This window comes from Uniformispora flossi, assembly GCF_049534875.1.
GTDB classification, from domain to species: domain Bacteria; phylum Actinomycetota; class Actinomycetes; order Streptomycetales; family Streptomycetaceae; genus Yinghuangia; species Yinghuangia aomiensis.
In genome coordinates this window covers 164,213-183,279 of the sequence record NZ_JBMULZ010000010.1, presented here as the reverse complement: position 1 = coordinate 183,279, position 19,067 = coordinate 164,213, and the positions used below count along the sequence as shown (strand labels likewise).

Here is a 19,067-nt window from a genome sequence, read left to right as displayed (position 1 = left end):
CCCGGGATAGCCTGGGGACGACCTACCAGCCCCCGACTCATACCGAGGTTGCGGCCCGTGCGCATCGTCAGGTTCTCCACCGGCGACTCCTTCTCCTTCGGCGCGGTGGGGAGCCCGCGCGAGCAACCCGGCGAGCTGGTGGTCGCCGAACTCGACGGCCACCCGTACGGCGGCATCTGGCTCACCGGACGGACGTTCCCCCTGGCCGACGTGCAGCTGCTCGCTCCCGTGCTGCCCAGCAAGGTCGTCGGCATCGGCAAGAACTACGCCGACCACGCCGCCGAGATGGGCGGCACGGTCCCCGAGGTGCCGATCGTCTTCCTCAAGCCGTCGACCGCGGTCGTCGGCCCGGACGCGCCGATCGTCTACCCGGAGATCTCCACCGAGGTCCACCACGAGGCCGAACTCGCCGTGGTCATCGGCCGGCTGTGCCGCGACGTGCCCGCCGAACGCGTCCCCGAGGTCGTGTTCGGCTACACGTGCGCCAACGACGTCACCGCCCGCGACCTCCAGCGCAGCGAGGGCCAGTGGGCCCGCGCCAAGGGCTTCGACACGTCGTGCCCGCTCGGACCGTGGGTGGAGACCGAACTCGACCCGTCGGACCTCGCCGTGACCTGCACGGCCAACGGCGAGACGCGGCAATCCGGCCGGACCTCCGAGATGGTCCGCAGCATCACCGACCTGATCGTCCACGTGACGGCCGCGATGACGCTGCTCCCCGGTGACGTGATCCTCACCGGGACCCCCGCGGGCGTGGGCCCGCTCCAGGTGGGCGACGAGGTCGCCGTCACCGTCGAAGGCATCGGAACTCTCACCAACAGGGTGATCAAGCGTGGCTAGCGAGCCCCAGGGCGCCGATGTGCGCGTCCGTTTCTGTCCCTCCCCGACCGGCAACCCGCACGTGGGCCTGGTCCGGACCGCGTTGTTCAACTGGGCGTTCGCCCGGCACAACGGCGGCACCTTCGTCTTCCGCATCGAGGACACCGACGCCGCGCGCGACTCCGAGGAGTCGTACGAGCAGCTCCTCGAAGCGCTCAAGTGGCTCGGCTTCACGTGGGACGAGGGCCCCGAGGTCGGCGGGCCGCACGAGCCGTACCGCCAGTCGCAGCGCATGGACATCTACGCGGACGTCGCCAAGCGGCTGCACGAGGGCGGCTACGCCTACGAGTGCTTCTGCACCGCCGACGAACTCGAGCAGCGCCGCGAGGCCGCCCGCGCGGCCGGCAAGCCGTCCGGCTACGACGGCCACTGCCGCGACCTGTCCGCGACCGACATCGACGCGTACCGCCTGGAAGGCCGCGAGCCGATCCTGCGGTTCCGGATGCCCGACCGCACCATCACCTTCACCGACCTGGTGCGCGGCGAACTCTCCTTCGAGCCCGAGCACGTGCCGGACTACGGCATCGTGCGCGCGAACGGCAAGCCGCTCTACACGCTGGTGAACCCGGTCGACGACGCGCTCATGGAGATCACCCACGTGCTGCGCGGCGAGGACCTGCTGTCCTCGACGCCACGTCAGGTCGCGCTGTACGAAGCGCTCGCCGCGATCGGCGTGGGCAACGGGACCACGCCGCGCTTCGGCCACCTGCCCTACGTCATGGGCGAGGGCAACAAGAAGCTGTCCAAGCGCGACCCGCAGTCCTCGCTCAACCTGTACCGCGAGCGCGGGTTCATCCCCGAGGGCCTGCTGAACTACCTGTCGCTGCTGGGCTGGTCGCTCGCGGCCGACCGCGACTACTTCTCCGTCGAGGAGATGGTGGCCGCGTTCGACATCGCCGACGTCAACGCCAACCCGGCGCGCTTCGACCTGAAGAAGTGCGAAGCCGTCAACGCCGCGCACATCCGCGACCTGGCGCCGGACGACTTCCGCGACCGGCTCGTTCCGTTCCTGCAGGGCGCCGGCCTGCTGCCCGCGCGGCCCACCGCCGCACAGCTCGAACTCCTCGGCAAGGCCGCGCCGCTCACCCAGGAGCGCATGGTCGTGCTGAGCGAGGTCGTCGGCATGCTCGGCTTCCTGTTCGTCTCCGCCGAGGACTTCGCGCGCGACGAGGCGGACGCCGCCAAGGTCCTCACCGCGGACGCCGTGCCGGTCCTCGAGGCGTCCATTGCGGCGCTGGAGAAGGCCGAGTGGGCGACCGACCCGATCCAGGCCGCGCTCCGCGAGGCGCTCGTCGAGGGCCTCGGCATCAAGCCGAAGAACGCGTTCACGCCGCTGCGCGTCGCGGTCACCGGCCGCCGCGTGTCGCCGCCGCTGTTCGAGTCGATGGAACTGCTGGGCCGCGACACCACGCTGGAGCGGCTCCGCTCGGCGCTGGACGCGACCCGCGCCTGACACTCCTCCGAACGCCCCGGAAAGCCGCCTCCGGCGGCCTCGGAGCAGGGTCCGGAAGCCCGGTCCGCCGGGTGTGCGCACCGCCGTCCGCGGCGGTGCGCACCCGGCTCCGGAACCCGTTTTGGTGGCGACCGCCTGATCGGGTAAAGTTCTACTCGTTCCGCCGCCGAGGCGAACGGAACACCGGCGAGATCCCCCCAAACAGGGGGTCGTGCTTTGGGGTATGGGGTAATTGGCAGCCCGACGGATTCTGGCTCCGTTAGTCTAGGTTCGAGTCCTGGTACCCCAGCTGTGTCTCCGCAAGGAAAGACACAGCTGGAGATCGTGAAAACGGTCGACAGTGTTGTTTATGCAAGTGTGTGATGTGCGTAGCGGCCCCGTTGTGTAGCGGCCTAGCACGCCGCCCTCTCAAGGCGGTAGCGCGGGTTCGAATCCCGTCGGGGCTACGCGAACCGGAGCGGTCCCAGGGCCGCTTCGGGCTAGGGCCCCGTTGTGTAGCGGCCTAGCACGCCGCCCTCTCAAGGCGGTAGCGCGGGTTCGAATCCCGTCGGGGCTACCAGAGCAATCCCTCACCGGTCCGGTGGGGGATTTTTGGCATTCCCGGGCCGATCGGCCGAGCGGCCGACGGGTCGATTCGCCGCGTGCAGCCGAGAGCCGCGCAGCAGGCGCTGCGCGGCTCTCGGACGGGCTGTCAGGCTTCGGTGGAGGGCGTCAGTCCGGCCTTGAGGAGACCGTACGTGTACGCGTCCTCCAGGGCCGCCCACGAGGCTCCGATGACGTTCTCCGCGACGCCGACCGTGCTCCACTCGGTCTTGCCGTCGCTGGTCTCCACGAGGACCCGGGTGATGGCGTCGGTGCCGTGCCGGCCTTCCAGCAACCGGACCTTGTAGTCGACCAGTTCGAACGAGGCCAGCTCCGGGAAGATCCGCTCCAGCGCGAGCCGCAGCGCGCGGTCGAGGGCGTTGACGGGGCCGTTGCCCTCCCCCGTCGCGACGATCCGCTCGCCCTTGGCGTGCAGCTTGACCGTCGCCTCGTTCACCTGGCCACCGCCGCCGCGCAGTTCGCTGATCGCCCGCCACGACTCGAGGGTGAAGAAGCGCTCGCGCTTGCCCATCACCTCGTCGCGCAGCAGGAGTTCGAACGACGCGTCGGCGGCCTCGTAGGTGTAGCCGTTGGCCTCGCGCGCCTTGACCTGGTCGACGACCCGGCCGACCAGTTCGCGGTCGCCGGACAGGTCGTAGCCGAGTTCCTTGCCCTTCAGCTCGATCGACGCGCGGCCGGCCATGTCGGACACCAGCATGCGCATGTCGTTGCCGACGAGCGCCGGGTCGATGTGCTGGTACAGGTCGGGGTCGACCTTGATGGCGGACGCGTGCAGGCCGGCCTTGTGCGCGAATGCGGAGATGCCCACGTACGGCAGGTGGGTCGACGGCGCGAGGTTGACCACCTCGGCGATGGCGTGCGAGATGCGGGTCATCTCGCGCAACCGGCCCTCGGGCAGCACCTGCATGCCCTTCTTCAGCTCCAGGGCGGCGACGATCGGGAACAGGTTGGCGTTGCCGACCCGTTCGCCGTAGCCGTTCGCGGTGCACTGGACGTGCGTGGCGCCGCCTTCCACCGCGGCGAGCGAGTTGGCGACCGCGCAGCCGGTGTCGTCCTGCGCGTGCATGCCCAGGCGGGCTCCGGTCTCGGCCTTGACCCGGGCCACGATCCACTGGACCTGGCTGGGCAGCATGCCGCCGTTGGTGTCGCACAGCACGACGACGTCGGCGCCGGCTTCGGACGCGGTGCGGACGACCTGGGTGGCGTACTCCGCGTTGGCCTTGTAGCCGTCGAAGAAGTGCTCGCAGTCGACGAACACCCGGCGGCCCTGGGCGCGGAGGTGGGTGACGGTGTCGCGGACCATCGCGAGGTTCTCGTCGAGGGTGGTGCGGAGCGCGAGGTCCACGTGCTTGTCGTGCGACTTGGCGACGAGGCACACCACCGGGGCGCCGGAGTCGAGGAGGGCCTGCACCTGCGGGTCGGCGGCCGCGGTGGTGCCCGCCTTGCGGGTCGCGCCGAACGCCACGAGCTGGGCGTTCTGCAGGTCCAGCTCGGTCTTGGCGCGCTCGAAGAACTCGGTGTCGCGGGGCACGGCGCCCGGCCAGCCGCCCTCGATGAAGCCGACGCCGAACTCGTCCAGGTACCGCGCGATGATGAGCTTGTCGGCCACGGTGAGGTTGATGCCCTCACGCTGCGAGCCGTCGCGCAGGGTGGTGTCGAAGACGTGGAAACTGTCGTCGGTCATGTCCGTGGGCTCCTGAGATTTCAGGTGACGTCGGGTGGCGGTCCGAATGGCGTGCGGTGCCGGGTGCTGCCGGTGGAGCGGGGTTGCCGGTGCTGCGGTGTGCCGCCGGCCGGCCGCGGGTTCCCGGGTACGGGTGCCGCGGCCGCGGCGTGGCCCGCGCGCGCTGCCGGCCGGGGGGTGTCCGGCCAAAACAAAAGACCCCTCGCGGTCGCGAGAGGTCTGCGTGCGGGCGGTGGGCTGGAAACGCTGCCCCTGGGTGGGGGTTCAGCCCGGTGCCGGCACGCTGCGGCTAATAATGAGCCACTGATGCACGTTGGGCAGTCTGCCACACGATCCGCACGCCGGTATCCAGGTCTCACCATTCGGGCGTCCCGCCTACGCGCGGCAACCGGGCGGGAGCAGTTGCGCCCGCCCGGTGTGACCAGCGCGGATCCCTGCCGGGGCGGGGATCAGACGATCTTGTGCTGCCACCCGTGCGTGTCGGCTTCGGCACCCGTTTGGATGTCGAGGAGGGCCTTGCGCAGCTCCATCGTGATCGGCCCGGCGCCGCCGTCGCCGACGGTCCATTCGGCGCCGGTGGACTTGACCGAGCCGACCGGGGTGATGACCGCGGCGGTGCCGCAGGCGAAGACCTCGGTGATGGTGCCGTCGGCGTTGCCCTGCTGCCAGTCCTCGACCGAGAGGCGGCCTTCCTCGACGGCGTAGCCGCGGTCGGCGGCCAGCTGCAGCAGCGAGTCGCGGGTGATGCCGGGGAGCAGCGAACCCGTGAGGGACGGCGTGACGATGGTCGCGTCCTTGCCGCTGCCCTTCACGAAGTACAGGTTCATGCCGCCCATTTCCTCGATCCAGCGGCGCTCGGTGGCGTCCAGCCAGACGACCTGGTCGCAGCCCTGCTCGGCGGCCTGGGCCTGGGCGACGAGGGAGGCGGCGTAGTTGCCGGCGCACTTGGCGGCGCCGGTGCCGCCAGGGGCGGCGCGCACGTACTCCTTGGACAGCCAGACCGAGACCGGCTTGACGCCGTTGGCGAAGTAGGCGCCGGCCGGGGAGGCGATGACCATGAAGAGGAACTCGTTCGACGGGCGCACGCCGAGACCGACCTCGGTGGCGAACATGAACGGGCGCAGGTAGAGGCTCTGCTCCTCGGCGCCGGGCACCCACGCCTGGTCCTGGCGGACGAGCGCGTCGACGGCCGCGACGAACAGCTCCTCGGGCAGCTCGGGCATCGCGAGGCGGCGCGCGGACGCCTGGAAGCGCTGGGCGTTGGCCTGCGGGCGGAACGTCGCGACGCCGCCGTCGGGCTGGCGGTAGGCCTTGAGGCCTTCGAAGATGGACTGCGCGTAGTGCAGCGTCATGTTCGCCGGGTCGATCTCCAGCGACGCGTACGGCACGAGCTGGGCGTCGTACCAACCGCGCCCGGCGCTCCAGCGGATCGTCACCATGTGCTCGGTGAAGATCCGGCCGAAGCCGGGGTTCGCCATGCGGGCGGCGCGCTCGTCGTCGGAGAGCGGGGTGGCGGTCGGCTTGAGGTCGATCGTCGCGGGGGTCGTCATGAGTCCAGTGTCCTTCACCGAGGGATTGACAGGAGGCATCGAGTCTCGGGACCGCAAGGTGGTGCGGGTGCACGGCTGTGCGCCCTTCACCTACGGGATACCCGGCTTCTCCCCTGGCCCTCGGCCGGGGTGCCGCGTCTCGGATCAGACGTTAACGCACGTTCGCCGGGGCGGGACAGGCGCGGGCGGCCGTCGCGGCGCCGCCCCCGGGGCGGGCGGGGGCGGTGCCGATACGGCGGAAGAAGCCGGGGTGCTCACTGAGCGGCCGGGGGCTTCCGGGCGCGCGCCGACGGTCCCGTGTCGGCGGGTGTCCTACGACCGGCTGCTCAGCCGGCTACTCGCTTGGCGATCGCGTCGCCGATCTCGCTGGTGGAGCGGGTGCCGGACGAGGAGCGCTCGGCCAGGTCGGCGTCCACGGCGGCCTCGACGGCGCGGGCCGCGTCGGTGTGGCCGAGGTGCTCCAGCAGCATGGCGACCGACAGGATCGTCGCGGTCGGGTCGGCCTTGCCCTGGCCGGCGATGTCCGGCGCGGAGCCGTGCACCGGCTCGAACATCGACGGGAACTCGCCGGACGGGTTGATGTTGCCGCTCGCGGCCAGCCCGATGCCGCCCGCGATGGCGGCGGCGAGGTCGGTGAGGATGTCGCCGAACAGGTTGTCGGTGACGATCACGTCGAAGCGCTCGGGCTGCGTGACCATGAAGATGGTCGCCGCGTCCACGTGCAGGTAGTCGGTCGTGACGTCCGGGAACTCGGCGGCGACCTGGTTGAAGACGCGGCTCCACAGGTGGCCGGCGTGCACCAGGACGTTGTTCTTGTGGACCAGCGTGAGCTTCTTGCGCGGGCGCGCCTGGGCGCGGGCGAAGGCGTCGCGGACCACGCGCTCGATGCCGAACGCGGTGTTGAGGCTGACCTCGGTGGCGACCTCGTGCGGGGTGCCGGCGCGGAGCGTGCCGCCGTTGCCGACGTACGGGCCTTCGGTGCCTTCGCGGACCACGACGAAGTCGACCTGCGCGTCCGCGCCGAGCGGCGACACGACGCCGGGGCCGAGCTTCGCCGGGCGCAGGTTCACGTGGTGGTCGAACGCGAAGCGGAGCTTCAGCAGCAGCCCGCGCTCGAGCACGCCGGACGGCACCGACGGGTCGCCGATGGCGCCGAGGAGAATGGCGTCCTTGCCGCGCAGCTCGTCGAGGACGCTGTCCGGCAGCGTCTCCCCGGTGCGGTGGTACAGCCGGGCCCCGAGGTCGTACTCGGCGGTCTCCAGGGCGACGTCGGCCGGCAGGGCCGCGGCGAGGACCTTGAGTCCTTCGGCGACGACCTCCTGGCCGATCCCGTCGCCGGGGACCACTGCGAGACGGATGCTGTTGGCGCTAGCAGACATGAATCGGACCTTACTCCCGGTCCCAGCTTTCGACACGCCGAGTCCGGATTGTGGACCGCGGGCCGGACGACTGGCTTTGGCGGGCGGACGGTGGCTACGTTCCGCTCATGTCTCCAGTTTCCCGCAAGCGCAAAGCGAAGTCCGGAGCCAAGAAGGCGACCGGAGCCCCGACGATGCGGAGGCAGGGAGCCGACGACATCCGCTCGCTCAGGACACTTTTCGGCGGCGAATCGGAGCCGCCGACGTGGTGGGCCGCGTCGTTCCGGCGCGTGCTGGACGGCGCGGCGATACTGGTCGCCGCACCGGGGCCCCTGGCCCTGGAGAACGCCGGCGTCGACCTGCTGGGTGCGGCGATGTGCGACGCGCTGCACACCGAGCAGGACGGTTTCGACTGGCGGCAATGGCTGGCGGAACTGGTCGGTGCCGCGGAAGCACGCGCGGCCGAGCCGGGGGTTCGGCGACTCCTTCATGTCGTCGAGGGGACGGCGGACGCCGCGGAGCGCAAGCGTGTTCGCAGGATCTTGGGCGACACGCGGCGGACGATCCCGACGGACGGCGACGGAGCGCCGTGGCTGCGGACGGTTCCCGCCGCCGCCCCTACCGGCGAAGTGGCCATGTTGACCGACGTCTACGGCAGCCGCATGGGGCTTCTCGTGGAATGCGCGTATCCCGCGCCGGACGCGGCAGGGAAGCCCAAGGGGCCGCTGACGGCCGATCGCCACGTGCTGCTCGTGGACGTCGACACGTGCGCCGCGGTGGCGATGGTCGTCGATGCCGCAGTGTTCGCGGACATGGCGGACGCGGCGGCGCATTGGCGCCGGGTGGTGGGGCCCGCGGCTGCGCAGGCTGCCCCCGAACCGGCACCGGCGGAGATCGTCGCGGAACTCTGGTACGAGGCCGGGCAGGCGGAAACGTGGTCCGGAGCGTTCGGCGGCGAGACACCCGAGGTGGTGGCGAACACGTTCCGGGTACGCCGCCGTATCGCCGACCTGCGGCCGGCGTTGGCCAAACGCGGCGTCGCCTTGCGGCCGCTCGACCACGCGGCGCGGTGGGAACCGCCGGTCGACGAACTCCTCGACGCATTCCTGGACTGGCGCGACCGGTCCGGACGCGCCGCGTTCTCGGCGCGCGAGTCGGAAGCCGCCGCGGGGCTGATCCACGACTGGACCGAGGGCGGTCTCCCGACCGTCCATTTGACGGCTTCCCCGCACCGCGTCGCGACGGCGCGGGAGCGCATCGGCCAGGACTGGGCCCGGGGGCCGGAGCGCGACACCGCTCTCACGTTGCTCCCGGAGTGGACCGAGTACGTGCTGGCCCAGGCGGGCACACCGCCCGAGTTCGCCACGCCGGCGCTGGCAGTCGCGCGAGGCGGGGTGTATCCACACCTCGACGACACCGGCCGCGTGCCGTTCTCCGAGCCGGTGGTGGAGTAGCCGGGTTTGTGAAGAAATCGCATTCCTGGCGGCGGGTGCGGTGCAGCGGCCCTACCGTGTCCGACAAGGAGCGCGATACGTTCCGTTGCCATTCGAGCGCGGACCGCTGTCATCGGGGGTTACGGATGGCTGATTCCGACGGCGCCGACCCGAGGGTCGGCGAGGGCCCGGAGTTGGGCTCGATCCACGAGGACGGGGATGCGGCCTCGGACTTCTTCCGCGCGCTGGGCCGCCAGGTGCGGGTGCTGCGCGAGCGGAAGGGCTGGTCGCGACGCGAGTTCGGCAGCCGGATCGGCTACGGCGAGGACCAGATCACGTCGCTGGAACTCGGCCGGCGGGTCCCGCAGGAACAGTTCCTGAACAGCGCGGACGAGTTGCTGGACGCCGACGGGTTGTTGAAGGCAACGACGGAGGACGTCGCGCGGGCGAAGGCTCGGGCGAAGGTGCGGCATCCGGCGTGGTTCCGGGATTACGCGCGACTGGAAGCGCAGGCGGTCGAGCTCGCCTACTTCAGCACGCTGACATTCCCCGGCATCATGCAGACCGAGGCCTATGCTCGGACGCTGTTCGCAGGCCATCGTCCGATTCTCGACGATGCAACGATCGAGGAACGGATCACTGCGCGATTGGCTCGGCAGGAGATCTGGCAGCGCTGGCCGCCGCCAATGGTGAACTGCGTGATCGAAGAGTCGGTGCTGCGGCGGCCGCTGGGCGGAGTGGCTGTGCTGCGAGGGCAGTTGGAGCGGCTGCTCGAGCTTGGGAACCTGCGATGGTGCGAGATCCAGGTCATGCCGATCGCTTGCGAGGAGCACCCGGGCGTGGCCGGCCCCTTCACACTCATGCACTTCAAGGACCGCGCCCCAATTGCGTACGTCGAAGTGCATGACGTGAACAGGCTCATCACCGACCAGTCCAACGTTCATGTCCTGGCGACGAAATATGGCAGCATCCGAGCCAAGGCCCTCACGCCGGAGGCCTCGTTGTCGCTGATCGTCGAGATTCTGGGGGCACTGTGAACGCCATCGACAAGTGGGTCAAGAGCAGCCACAGCAGCGATGAGGGCGGCGAGTGCGTCGAAGTGGCCGCACACGTTCGCAGCACACGCGTCCGCGACTCCAAGAACCCCGCGGGTCCCCGGCTCGCGTTCCCCGTCAGCGCGTGGGCGGAATTCCTCGGCGGCTCGCTGCACCGCTGATCCGCCCGAGCACTCCGCGGCCCGTCGCCCTCCCCGAGGGATGACGGGCCGTCGCTGTTCAGCGGCGTTCGCCGGCCATGTCGCCGCCGTTGTCACGGCGGTCGAGGGCGCGCTGCAGGGCTTGGGCGACGTTCTTGCGGGTCGTTTCATCCATGGTGCACTCCACGAGGCGAGAGCGGGCGGGACGACGCGGCCCCGGCGCGGATTCGGCGGGGTTACGGGTCGCGAGAGCACGGCACGTGCACAGAACGCGGACGGGCCTCGTGGGCGTGATGTCCTGAAGATCCCACCCAAACCGGGAGTTTCGGCAAGGTAGGACGTTCTAGTAGTTGTACGGTAAGCGACCGCGTGGGGCGCTGTCCGCAATTTACTCGGAGTTCCTACTATCCGAGACGCCGGCTACTCCAGCGGAGTCGCGCGAATACGCGAACGGCCCCGGAGGCGGATGCCTCCGGGGCCGTTCGGAATTCTGCGGATGTGCGCTGTAGGTGGCCGGTGGATGAGCCCTACAGGGCGGGTGTGCCGTGCGTCAGTCGACCAGGTTGACCGGGCGCACGATGTCGGCGCCGATCTCCGCGGCGATGCCGTTGAGCACGTCGGCCGGCACCGCCGAGTCGACGGTCAGCGCGACCAGCGCGCGGCCGCCCTTGGCGTCCCGGCTGACCTGCATGCCCGCGATGTTGACGCCGGCGTCGCCGAGCAGCTTGCCGATGATGCCGACCACGCCCGGGCGGTCGCCGTAGCGCAGGAACACCATGTGCTCGGTGAGCTGCAGGTCGACGTCGAAGCCGTGCACCTCGACGACCTTCTCGATGCGCTTCGGGCCGGCCAGCGTGCCGGACACCGAGATCGCGGTGCCGTCGTTGAGCGTGCCGCGCACCGTGACCAGGTTGCGGTGGTCCGGGCTCTCCGAGCTGGTGACCAGGCTGACCTCGACGCCGCGCTCCTGGGCGAGCAGCGGGGCGTTGACGTAGGACACGGCCTCTTCGACGACGTCGGAGAACACGCCCTTGAGCGCCGCCAGTTCCAGGACCTTGACGTCGTACTGGGTGATCTCGCCGCGGACCTCGACGTCCAGGCGCTGCGCGACGCCGCCGGCCAGCGCGGTGAAGATGCGGCCGAGCTTCTCGGCGAGCGGCAGGCCCGGGCGGACGTCCGGGGCGATCTCGCCGCCCTGCACGTTGACCGCGTCCGGCACCAGCTCGCCGGCCAGCGCGAGGCGCACCGACTTGGCGACCGCGATGCCCGCCTTCTCCTGCGCCTCGTCGGTGCTCGCGCCGAGGTGCGGGGTGACGACCACGTTGTCGAACTCGAACAGCGGGCTGTCCGTGCACGGCTCCTTGCTGAACACGTCCAGGCCGGCGCCCGCGACGCGGCCTTCCTTGAGCGCGGCGGCGAGCGCCTGCTCGTCGACGATGCCGCCGCGGGCGGCGTTGACGATGCGGACGGTCGGCTTGACCTTGTGCAGCGCCTCGTCGCCGATGAGGCCGAGGGTCTCCGGCGTCTTGGGCAGGTGCACGGTGAGGAAGTCGGCCTGGGCGAGGACGTCGTCCAGCGGCAGGATCCGCACGCCGACCTGGGCGGCGCGGGCGGGCTGCACGTAGGGGTCGTACGCGATGACGTTCATGCCGAACGCCGACATGCGCTGCGCCACCAGCACGCCGATGCGGCCGAAGCCGACCACGCCGAGGGTCTTCTCGGCGAGTTCCACACCGGTGTACTTGCTGCGCTTCCACTCGCCGTTCTTGAGCGCGGCGCTCGCCTGCGGGATGTTCCGCGCGACGGCGACGATCAGGCCGCACGCGAGTTCGGCGGCGGTGACGATGTTCGAGGTCGGCGCGTTGACGACCATGACACCGGCCTTGGTGGCGGCGGGCACGTCGACGTTGTCGAGGCCGACGCCGGCGCGGGCGACCACCTTGAGGCGGCCGGCGGCGGCGATCGCCTCGGCGTCGACCTTGGTGGCGCTGCGCACGAGGATCGCGTCGACGTCGGCGATCGCGGGCAGCAGCTCGGCGCGGTTCGCGCCGTCGCAGTGCCGGATCTCGAAGTCCGGACCGAGTGCGTCGACCGTGGCCGGCGACAGTTCTTCAGCGATGAGGACGACGGGCTTGCTCACTGCGATCCTTTGCTTTTCCTCGGCAGCGATGACGGCGCTCCTCGGCGCACGGCGACGCTGCGCGCGGAGGCGGGTGGGTCTGACGCGCTGCCGATTCTAGTGCCGGACTTGTGCGCGGATTGCCGGAGTCCGGAAGCTGGACGGGGCAAGATCGCCGCGGCACGGCGCGCCGAGCCTGGGACCGCCCGTTACGGAGCGACGAACCAGCCCACCGTGACGCGCCGCTGCCCCCCGCGGTCGGCGATGACGACCTCGCCCGAGCCGCGGCTGTTCAGCCGGTGGCTGCCGCCGTACGGCAGCGCGACACGTTCGCCGTTCTCCAGCCACACCTCGGACACCGGCGCGTCCTGCGACCCGCGGACCCAGGTGACCCACCACGCGCCCGCGGTGTCGCAGGCGAACTCCAGGTGCACCCGCGACACGAACAGCCAGTCCGCGGGCGTCACCAGGTGGCAGCGCGACGCGTCGCGGCCGACCGACATCCGGGCGCCCGGATCGGTGGGCGCGCTGGCCATCAGCATCGCCACGGTCGCCGCGTCGTCGGCGCCCGACGTCGAGGCCATGTTGAGTTCGAGCACCGGTTCTTCCCCTCCCGAAAACCTTGCCCCCGGAAACCCTGCGTCCCGTGCGGTCAGGCGCCGCTCGACCGGCGCGGCGATTGTGCGCCGCACGGGCACGGGCCGCGCCCCGCTATGCCGTGCGTGACCGCGGTCTGCGCGATCAGGTCCCAGCCGCCGTGCACGTGCCGCACGGTGTCCAGGTAGTTCGGGCCGAGCAGCTCGTTCAGCTCGGGGCACAGACCCGAACTGTAGAACTCGCGGCGCAGCTTCGTCTTGCACCGTTCCACGGTGGCCGCGGACAGGTGCAGCAGGTCGCACAGTTCGCGGGTGGATTTGGCGCGTTTGACCTGGCGGCCGTGGATCCAGTCGCAGGACATCGCGGTCAGGACCTCGATCTCGGTGTCCGACAAACGGTTCTGCAGCACGTAGGGCGCGACGTCCTGGGTCTCCGGGACGCCGATGTCGCCTTCGGTGGGTTCGTCGCCGGCCAGCTGCGGCAGGGACAACCGCCATTCGACGACGACCCGGCGTCTGCGTGCCAGGTCGCTGATGACGATGCGGCCGGAGCGCTGGGCGCCGAGCGGGAGGGTGGCCCCGTACGGCACGGGCTCCGACACGCCTTCACGGTCGATCTGCACGAGGGCGACCGGCCTGGTGTGCGAGCCCTGGATCCATTCGACGGTCCACCGCTTCTCGTCGGTGAACACGAACTCCAGGTGCGTGCGCGAGACGAAGCGCCAGTCCTTGGGGGTGTCCAGGCGGCAGCGCGACGGATCGCGGCCCACGGCGAGCCGCTGGCCCGGCTCACTGGGCATCTTCACCGTGCGGGACCGCGGTAGTTCCTGGTCGCGCAGGTCAGCGTCGTCCGACGTCGCCGCAGTGAGGATCAGTTCGAGCATCGCCATCCGTCCGGTCTCTGTCCCCTTGTGGGGGGTTCCTCCTGGTGCACCATGGTCGCGAGTCGACCGTAAGGCCTACCCGCCTGCCGGGGAATCCTCGGGTCCCTCCTGGGGCCGGGGACGGGGTGCGACCGATTGGGGTGTCGGCAGCGCCTCGCATTCGATGACGACCGCGGTGGCGTCGTCGTCGCCGCTCTGCACGGCGGTGACGGTGAGGGTCGTGGCGGCGTGGAACGGGTCGCCGTGGATCAGGTCCGCGACGGTCTCGTCGGCCAGGTGCCCCACCCCGTCGGTGGCGAGCACCACCCGGTCGCCCGGGTGGAGTTCGATGCGCTGGAGTTCCGGGTCGGGCTGCTGGGAGCCGCCCAGCGGGGTCGACGTGAGCAGCCACGGGCGGCCCAGGTCCGCCGCGTTGCCCTGCTCGGTGAGCCGGAACGCGGCACCGCCGCGGACCAGCCAGCAGACGCTGTCGCCGCAGCCGGCCAGGTGCAGGCGGCCGTCCTGGACGACCGCGGCGACCACGGTGGTGCGCATGCCTTCGTACGTCTGCCCGTGGCCGTGCCGGCGCACCGCCAGGTCGGCGAGGGCGATCGCGGCGCGCAGCCGGTCGCTCCAGCCCGCGGACAGGTCGGCGGCGGCGAGGTCGGCGACCAGGGTGCGGCAGGCGACGTCGGCGGCGTACCAGCCGGAAGGGTGGCCGCCGAGGCCGTCGGCGACGACGAAGACACTGCCCGTGGCGGCGTACCGGTCGTCGTTGTCGCGGGCGGTCAACTCCGGGCCGAGACCCAGGCGTTCGCGGCGGGCAGCGCGGCGGCGGCCGGGGTGGGACGCGGCGGACCAGGCGGACGCCTGGACTTCGACGTCCGGGGCGGCGGGCTTGGCGTCCTGTTCGCGGCGGCGCGCGACGCTGTCGGTGCGCGAGGTGGTCTCCACGTCGTCGTCGACCTCCGGGGCGGGCGCGGGTGCGGCAGGGGGCGGGGAAACGGGCTGGGGTGCGGGCTGCGGTACGGGTTGGGGGCGCGCGGGGGCGGCGCGCTGCGCGGGCGGCGCGGTGACCGGGCCGGGCGGCGGCGGTACGGCGGGCGGGTCCGCGGGCAGCGCGCGCAGCGACGGGACGGTGGTGTCCGCGCCGCCGGGCGGCGCCGACCGGGCCGGGTCGCCGGGCGCTGACTGCACGGGGCGGGCGGGGGCCGGCGGCGGGTCCGGCAGGCCGGGGCCGACGTCGAGGTACAGGTCGCCGTACATGTCGTCCACGGCGGCGTCGTCCGCGCCCGGGGCGTCCGCCCGGTCGGCGCGCAACTCGTCCTGCCGCAACGTGCGTTCGAATCCGGCGGGCGGCCGGAGCTCGCCGGGCGCGCCCGGGTCGCCGCCCGGCGCGCGTTCGCCGGACGGCAGCAAGCCGCCGCGGGCCGGCACGGCCCCCTCCCGGCGGATGGAGTCCCCTCTGCCCCTCATCTGCCTCACGCTCCACGAGGTCGGTCCGGAACTGCGATCCGGTGCGCCGTCGCAACGATCCCACCAGCATCGCGCCTTCGGGTGTCCCACCGCACCGGTCCACCGACTCCGATTGTTCCGCAAGCGCACCCGCGCCGTGCGGCGACCGGCCACAACATCACCGAACCGGGACGGGATCGGGCCGTTCCGCGGATATCGAACCAGGGCGTGTCGGGGGCCGAACGACGCAGCGCCCCCGGCCCGTTGGGCCGGGGGCGCTGTCGACGGTCCGTCAGAGCGCGGTTCAGCGCTCGTCGTTGACCCAGCTCATCATCTTGCGGAGCTGCTTGCCGGTGACCTCGAGCTTGTGCTCGGAGTCGGCCTTCACGTACTCCTTGTACTTCGGCAGGCCGGCCTTGTACTCGGCCATCCAGGTGGCGGCGAACGAGCCGTCCTGGATCTCCGCGAGGACCTTCTTCATCTCCGCCTTGGTGTCGGCGGTGATGATGCGCGGGCCGGTGACGTAGTCGCCCCACTCGGCGGTCTCGGAGATCGACCAGCGCATCTTCTCCAGGCCGCCCTCGTACATGAGGTCGACGATGAGCTTCAGCTCGTGGAGGCACTCGAAGTAGGCGATCTCCGGCTGGTAGCCCGCCTCGACGAGGGTTTCGAAACCGGCCTTGACCAGCGCGGCGGTGCCGCCGCACAGCACGGCCTGCTCGCCGAACAGGTCGGTCTCGGTCTCCTCGGTGAAGGTCGTCTTGATGACGCCGGCGCGGGTGCCGCCGATGCCCTTCGCGTACGACAGGGCGAGGTCGAACGCCTTGCCCGACGCGTCCTGCTCGACCGCGACGATGCACGGCACGCCGCGGCCCTCTTCGTACTGGCGGCGGACCAGGTGGCCCGGGCCCTTCGGGGCGACCAGCGCGACGTCGACGTTCGCCGGGGGCTTGATGAAGCCGAAGCGGATGTTGAAGCCGTGGCCGAAGAACAGCGCGTCGCCGTCCTTGAGGTTCGGCTCGATGGCCTCGGCGTAGACGTCGGCCTGGACCGGGTCCGGGGTGAGGATCATGATGACGTCGGCCTCGGCCGCCGCCTCGGCCGGAGTGACGACGCGCAGGCCGGCCTCCTCCGCCTTGGCGCGGCTCTTCGAGCCTTCCAGCAGGCCGACACGCACGTCGACGCCGGAGTCGCGCAGCGACAGCGCGTGGGCGTGGCCCTGGCTGCCGTAGCCGATGACCGCGACCTTGCGGTTCTGGATGATGGACAGGTCGGCGTCGTCGTCGTAGAACAGCTCGGCCACTTGGGGTATCTCCTTTGGACACGGATTTCGGGTCGCGACCCGCACGCCCATTTTGGCAAATGATGCGGCCGGTCCGTCCCGGTGGTTTGCAGTGTGAGACTCGGCTGCTCACCGCACGGCCGTGAGGGGCCGTGCGGCGGGCGGCGCGGGCGCCCGCCGGACGCGCCCTAGGCGCTGCGCTCGACCGGGCGCAGCGAGCGGTCGGTGATCGAGCGGGCGCCGCGGCCGATGGCGACGACGCCGGACTGCACCAGCTCCTTGATGCCGAACGGCTCGAGCATGCGCAGCATGGCGTCGAGCTTGTCCGAGCCGCCGGTCGCCTCGATGGTCACCGCGTCGGGCGACACGTCGACGGTCTTGGCGCGGAACAGCTGGACGATCTCGACGACCTGCGAGCGGGTCTCGTGGTCGGCGCGGACCTTGACCAGGAGCAGCTCGCGCTGCACCGACTGCGCCGGGTCCAGCTCGACGATCTTGAGGACGTTGACCAGCTTGTTGAGCTGCTTGGTGACCTGCTCGAGCGGCAGGTCCTCGACGGCCACCACGATCGTGATGCGCGAGATGTCGGGGTGCTCGGTGGTCCCGACGGCGAGCGAGTCGATGTTGAAGCCGCGGCGCGAGAACAGCGCGGTGATCCTGGCGAGGACGCCGGGCTTGTTCTCGACGAGGACCGAGAGGGTGTGCTTGGTCATGGTGTTTCGTCAGCCTTCCTGCTGCCGCGCGGGCGCGCTCACTCTTCGCCGTCGCCGAAGTCCGGGCGCACGTCCCGGGCGGCCAGGATTTCGTCGTTGGACGTGCCGGCCGCGACCATCGGCCACACCATGGCGTCCTGGTGGACGACGAAGTCGACGACCACCGGGCGGTCGTTGATCTCCATGGCCTGCTTGATGGTGGCGTCCAGGTCGTCCGGGTTGTCGCAGCGCAGGCCCACGCAGCCCATCGCGTCGGCGAGCTTGACGAAGTCCGGGATGTGCTTGCTGTGCAGGTCGGTGTTCGAGTAGCGCTGGTTGTAGAACAGCGTCTGCCACTGGCGGACCATGCCGAGGCTGCCGTTGTTGATGACGGCGACCTTGATCGGGATGTTGTTCAGCGCGCAGGTGACCAGTTCCTGGTTGGTCATCTGGAAGCAGCCGTCGCCGTCGATCGCCCAGACCGTGGTCTCGGGCATGCCGACCTTGGCGCCCATCGCGGCCGGGACCGAGTAGCCCATCGTGCCGGCGCCGCCGGAGTTGAGCCACGTGTACGGCTTCTCGTGGTCGATATAGTGCGCCGCCCACATCTGGTGCTGGCCGACGCCCGACGCGAAGATCGTGTCCGGGCCGCTGATCGCGCTGAGGCGCTCGATGACCAGCTGCGGGGACAGCGTGCCGTCGTCCGGCAGGTCGTAGCCGAGCGGATAGCGGTCGCGCCAGTCGTTCAGCTGCTCCCACCAGGCGGTGTAGTCGCCGCGGCGGCCGGCCTCGTGCTCGGCCTGGACGGCGACCACCAGGTCGGCGATGACCTCGCGGGCGTCGCCGACGATCGGCACGTCCGCGACGCGGTTCTTGGAGATCTCCGCGGGGTCGATGTCGGCGTGCACGATCGTGGCGTTCGGCGCGAAGGTGTCGAGCCTGCCGGTGACGCGGTCGTCGAACCGGGCGCCGAGGGAGATGATCAGGTCGGCGCGCTGGAGGGCGGTGACCGCGGCGACGGTGCCGTGCATGCCGGGCATGCCCAGGTGCTGCGGGTGGCTGTCCGGGAACGCGCCGAGGGCCATCAGCGTGGTGATGACGGGGGCGCCGGTCAGCTCGGCGAGGATGCGCAGCTCGGCGGATGCGTGCGCCTTGAGGACGCCGCCGCCGACGTACAGCACGGGCTGCTTGGCCTCGGACAGCAGGCGCGCGGCTTCCCGGATCTGCTTGGCGTGCGGGCGCGTGACCGGGCGGTAGCCGGGGAGTTCCGCGGTGCCGGTCCAGACGAACTCGGTGGCGGCCTGCAGCGCGTCCTTGGAGATGTCGACGAGGACCGGGCCGGGGCGGCCGGTGGACGCGACGTGGAACGCGGCGGCGATGGTGGGCGCGATCTCGGCCGGGTCGGTCACCAGGAAGTTGTGCTTGGTGATCGGCATCGTGATGCCGCAGATGTCGGCTTCCTGGAACGCGTCGGTGCCGATCGACGAGCTGGCGACCTGGCCGGTGATCGCGACGATCGGCACGGAGTCCATGTGCGCGTCGGCGATGGGCGTGACGAGGTTGGTCGCGCCGGGGCCGGACGTGGCCATGCAGACGCCGACGCGGCCGGTCGCCTGGGCGTAGCCCTCCGCGGCGTGGCCCGCGCCCTGCTCGTGGCGGACGAGGATGTGCCGGACCTTGGTCGAGTCGAGCATCGGGTCGTACGCGGGGAGGATCGCACCTCCCGGAATGCCGAAGACGGTGTCGACACCGGCGGCTTCCAGGGAGCGGATCAGCGCCTGTGCTCCTGTCACCTGCTCAGTCATGGGATTTCGTCTCTTCTCGATCGCGGTCGGCATCTCGTGGTCGCGGTGTCCCGCGGCAGGTCTCCCGGCGCTTCGACGAGGCGGGCACCGGTCCACCGCA

The 19,067-nt window shown here is 71.1% G+C and carries 16 protein-coding genes and 3 tRNA genes; 8 read left to right on the top strand and 11 right to left on the bottom strand.

What is annotated here, in order from left to right:
- Nucleotides 1-57 precede the first annotated feature (57 nt).
- From ACPA54_RS22620 to ACPA54_RS22600, 5 genes are all read left to right on the top strand, one after another.
- Nucleotides 58-840 carry a fumarylacetoacetate hydrolase family protein gene (locus ACPA54_RS22620; RefSeq protein ID WP_423532521.1) on the top strand — a complete coding sequence of 261 codons (783 nt, stop codon included), beginning with the start codon at nt 58-60 and terminating at the stop codon, nt 838-840.
- Nucleotides 833-2,332, top strand: a complete 1,500-nt coding sequence (gltX, locus tag ACPA54_RS22615; RefSeq protein WP_423532519.1) for a glutamate--tRNA ligase — start codon at nt 833-835, stop codon at nt 2,330-2,332. The genes ACPA54_RS22620 and gltX overlap by 8 nt, the downstream gene beginning before the upstream one ends.
- A 217-nt stretch (nt 2,333-2,549) precedes the next feature.
- Nucleotides 2,550-2,621, top strand: a tRNA-Gln gene (locus ACPA54_RS22610).
- 84 nt (nt 2,622-2,705) lie between these two features.
- Nucleotides 2,706-2,778: transfer RNA gene (locus ACPA54_RS22605), tRNA-Glu, on the top strand.
- A gap of 37 nt (nt 2,779-2,815) precedes the next feature.
- Nucleotides 2,816-2,891, top strand: a tRNA-Glu gene (locus tag ACPA54_RS22600).
- A gap of 132 nt (nt 2,892-3,023) precedes the next feature.
- Here ACPA54_RS22600 and cimA read toward each other — a convergent pair.
- The 3 genes from cimA to ACPA54_RS22585 all read right to left on the bottom strand — a co-directional run bounded on the left by cimA (nt 3,024) and on the right by ACPA54_RS22585 (nt 7,548).
- On the bottom strand, nt 3,024-4,619 hold the full coding sequence (gene cimA, locus ACPA54_RS22595; protein ID WP_423532517.1) for a citramalate synthase: 1,596 nt from the start codon (nt 4,617-4,619) through the stop codon (nt 3,024-3,026).
- 449 nt (nt 4,620-5,068) lie between these two features.
- Nucleotides 5,069-6,169, bottom strand: coding sequence for a branched-chain amino acid aminotransferase (locus ACPA54_RS22590; RefSeq protein ID WP_423532516.1), 1,101 nt, complete (start codon nt 6,167-6,169; stop codon nt 5,069-5,071).
- 326 nt (nt 6,170-6,495) lie between these two features.
- A complete protein-coding gene (locus ACPA54_RS22585; protein WP_423532514.1) occupies nt 6,496-7,548 on the bottom strand; it encodes a 3-isopropylmalate dehydrogenase in 1,053 nt (350 codons plus the stop codon).
- A 107-nt stretch (nt 7,549-7,655) separates the two neighbouring features.
- On the opposite strand from ACPA54_RS22585, the gene ACPA54_RS22580 reads away from it, so the two are divergent.
- From ACPA54_RS22580 to ACPA54_RS22570, 3 genes are all read left to right on the top strand, one after another.
- Nucleotides 7,656-8,981: a hypothetical protein gene (locus ACPA54_RS22580; RefSeq protein WP_423532512.1), complete on the top strand. Its 1,326-nt coding sequence runs from the start codon at nt 7,656-7,658 to the stop codon at nt 8,979-8,981.
- Nucleotides 8,982-9,106: 125 nt separating this feature from the next.
- Nucleotides 9,107-9,997: a helix-turn-helix domain-containing protein gene (locus tag ACPA54_RS22575; RefSeq protein WP_423532510.1), complete on the top strand. Its 891-nt coding sequence runs from the start codon at nt 9,107-9,109 to the stop codon at nt 9,995-9,997.
- Nucleotides 9,994-10,176 carry a DUF397 domain-containing protein gene (locus tag ACPA54_RS22570; RefSeq protein ID WP_423532508.1) on the top strand — a complete coding sequence of 61 codons (183 nt, stop codon included), beginning with the start codon at nt 9,994-9,996 and terminating at the stop codon, nt 10,174-10,176. The genes ACPA54_RS22575 and ACPA54_RS22570 overlap by 4 nt, the downstream gene beginning before the upstream one ends.
- 58 nt (nt 10,177-10,234) lie before the next feature.
- Here ACPA54_RS22570 and ACPA54_RS22565 read toward each other — a convergent pair whose 3' ends face one another.
- The 8 genes from ACPA54_RS22565 to ACPA54_RS22530 form a co-directional block, all read right to left on the bottom strand.
- Nucleotides 10,235-10,423 (bottom strand): hypothetical protein, encoded by a 189-nt coding sequence (locus ACPA54_RS22565; protein ID WP_423532681.1) that lies wholly within the window; start codon nt 10,421-10,423, stop codon nt 10,235-10,237.
- 282 nt (nt 10,424-10,705) lie between these two features.
- Nucleotides 10,706-12,295 (bottom strand): phosphoglycerate dehydrogenase, encoded by a 1,590-nt coding sequence (serA, locus tag ACPA54_RS22560; protein ID WP_423532506.1) that lies wholly within the window; start codon nt 12,293-12,295, stop codon nt 10,706-10,708.
- A gap of 188 nt (nt 12,296-12,483) precedes the next feature.
- Nucleotides 12,484-12,873: an FHA domain-containing protein gene (locus tag ACPA54_RS22555; protein WP_345673223.1), complete on the bottom strand. Its 390-nt coding sequence runs from the start codon at nt 12,871-12,873 to the stop codon at nt 12,484-12,486.
- 53 nt (nt 12,874-12,926) lie between these two features.
- Complete coding sequence (locus ACPA54_RS22550) at nt 12,927-13,760, bottom strand: hypothetical protein (RefSeq protein ID WP_345673222.1); 834 nt, start codon at nt 13,758-13,760, stop codon at nt 12,927-12,929.
- Nucleotides 13,761-13,829: 69 nt separating this feature from the next.
- Nucleotides 13,830-15,170, bottom strand: coding sequence for a PP2C family protein-serine/threonine phosphatase (locus ACPA54_RS22545; RefSeq protein ID WP_423532503.1), 1,341 nt, complete (start codon nt 15,168-15,170; stop codon nt 13,830-13,832).
- Between the two features lie 322 nt (nt 15,171-15,492).
- Nucleotides 15,493-16,491, bottom strand: a complete 999-nt coding sequence (gene ilvC / locus ACPA54_RS22540; protein WP_345673220.1) for a ketol-acid reductoisomerase — start codon at nt 16,489-16,491, stop codon at nt 15,493-15,495.
- Nucleotides 16,492-16,658: 167 nt separating this feature from the next.
- Nucleotides 16,659-17,183, bottom strand: a complete 525-nt coding sequence (gene ilvN, locus ACPA54_RS22535; protein WP_345673219.1) for an acetolactate synthase small subunit — start codon at nt 17,181-17,183, stop codon at nt 16,659-16,661.
- A 38-nt stretch (nt 17,184-17,221) separates the two neighbouring features.
- Nucleotides 17,222-19,000, bottom strand: a complete 1,779-nt coding sequence (locus ACPA54_RS22530; RefSeq protein ID WP_423532501.1) for an acetolactate synthase large subunit — start codon at nt 18,998-19,000, stop codon at nt 17,222-17,224.
- Between the last annotated feature and the right edge of the window lie 67 nt (nt 19,001-19,067).

What these genes read in the sequence shown, in the direction of transcription:
- cimA (WP_423532517.1), bottom strand. Translation starts at nt 4,619, where the DNA reads ATGACCGACGACAGTTTCCACGTCTTCGACACCACCCTGCGCGACGGC.
- ACPA54_RS22590 (WP_423532516.1), bottom strand. Translation starts at nt 6,169, where the DNA reads ATGACGACCCCCGCGACGATCGACCTCAAGCCGACCGCCACCCCGCTC.
- ACPA54_RS22585 (WP_423532514.1), bottom strand. Translation starts at nt 7,548, where the DNA reads ATGTCTGCTAGCGCCAACAGCATCCGTCTCGCAGTGGTCCCCGGCGAC.
- ACPA54_RS22580 (WP_423532512.1), top strand. Translation starts at nt 7,656, where the DNA reads ATGTCTCCAGTTTCCCGCAAGCGCAAAGCGAAGTCCGGAGCCAAGAAG.
- ACPA54_RS22575 (WP_423532510.1), top strand. Translation starts at nt 9,107, where the DNA reads ATGGCTGATTCCGACGGCGCCGACCCGAGGGTCGGCGAGGGCCCGGAG.
- ACPA54_RS22550 (WP_345673222.1), bottom strand. Translation starts at nt 13,760, where the DNA reads ATGGCGATGCTCGAACTGATCCTCACTGCGGCGACGTCGGACGACGCT.
- ilvN (WP_345673219.1), bottom strand. Translation starts at nt 17,183, where the DNA reads ATGACCAAGCACACCCTCTCGGTCCTCGTCGAGAACAAGCCCGGCGTC.
- ACPA54_RS22530 (WP_423532501.1), bottom strand. Translation starts at nt 19,000, where the DNA reads ATGCCGACCGCGATCGAGAAGAGACGAAATCCCATGACTGAGCAGGTG.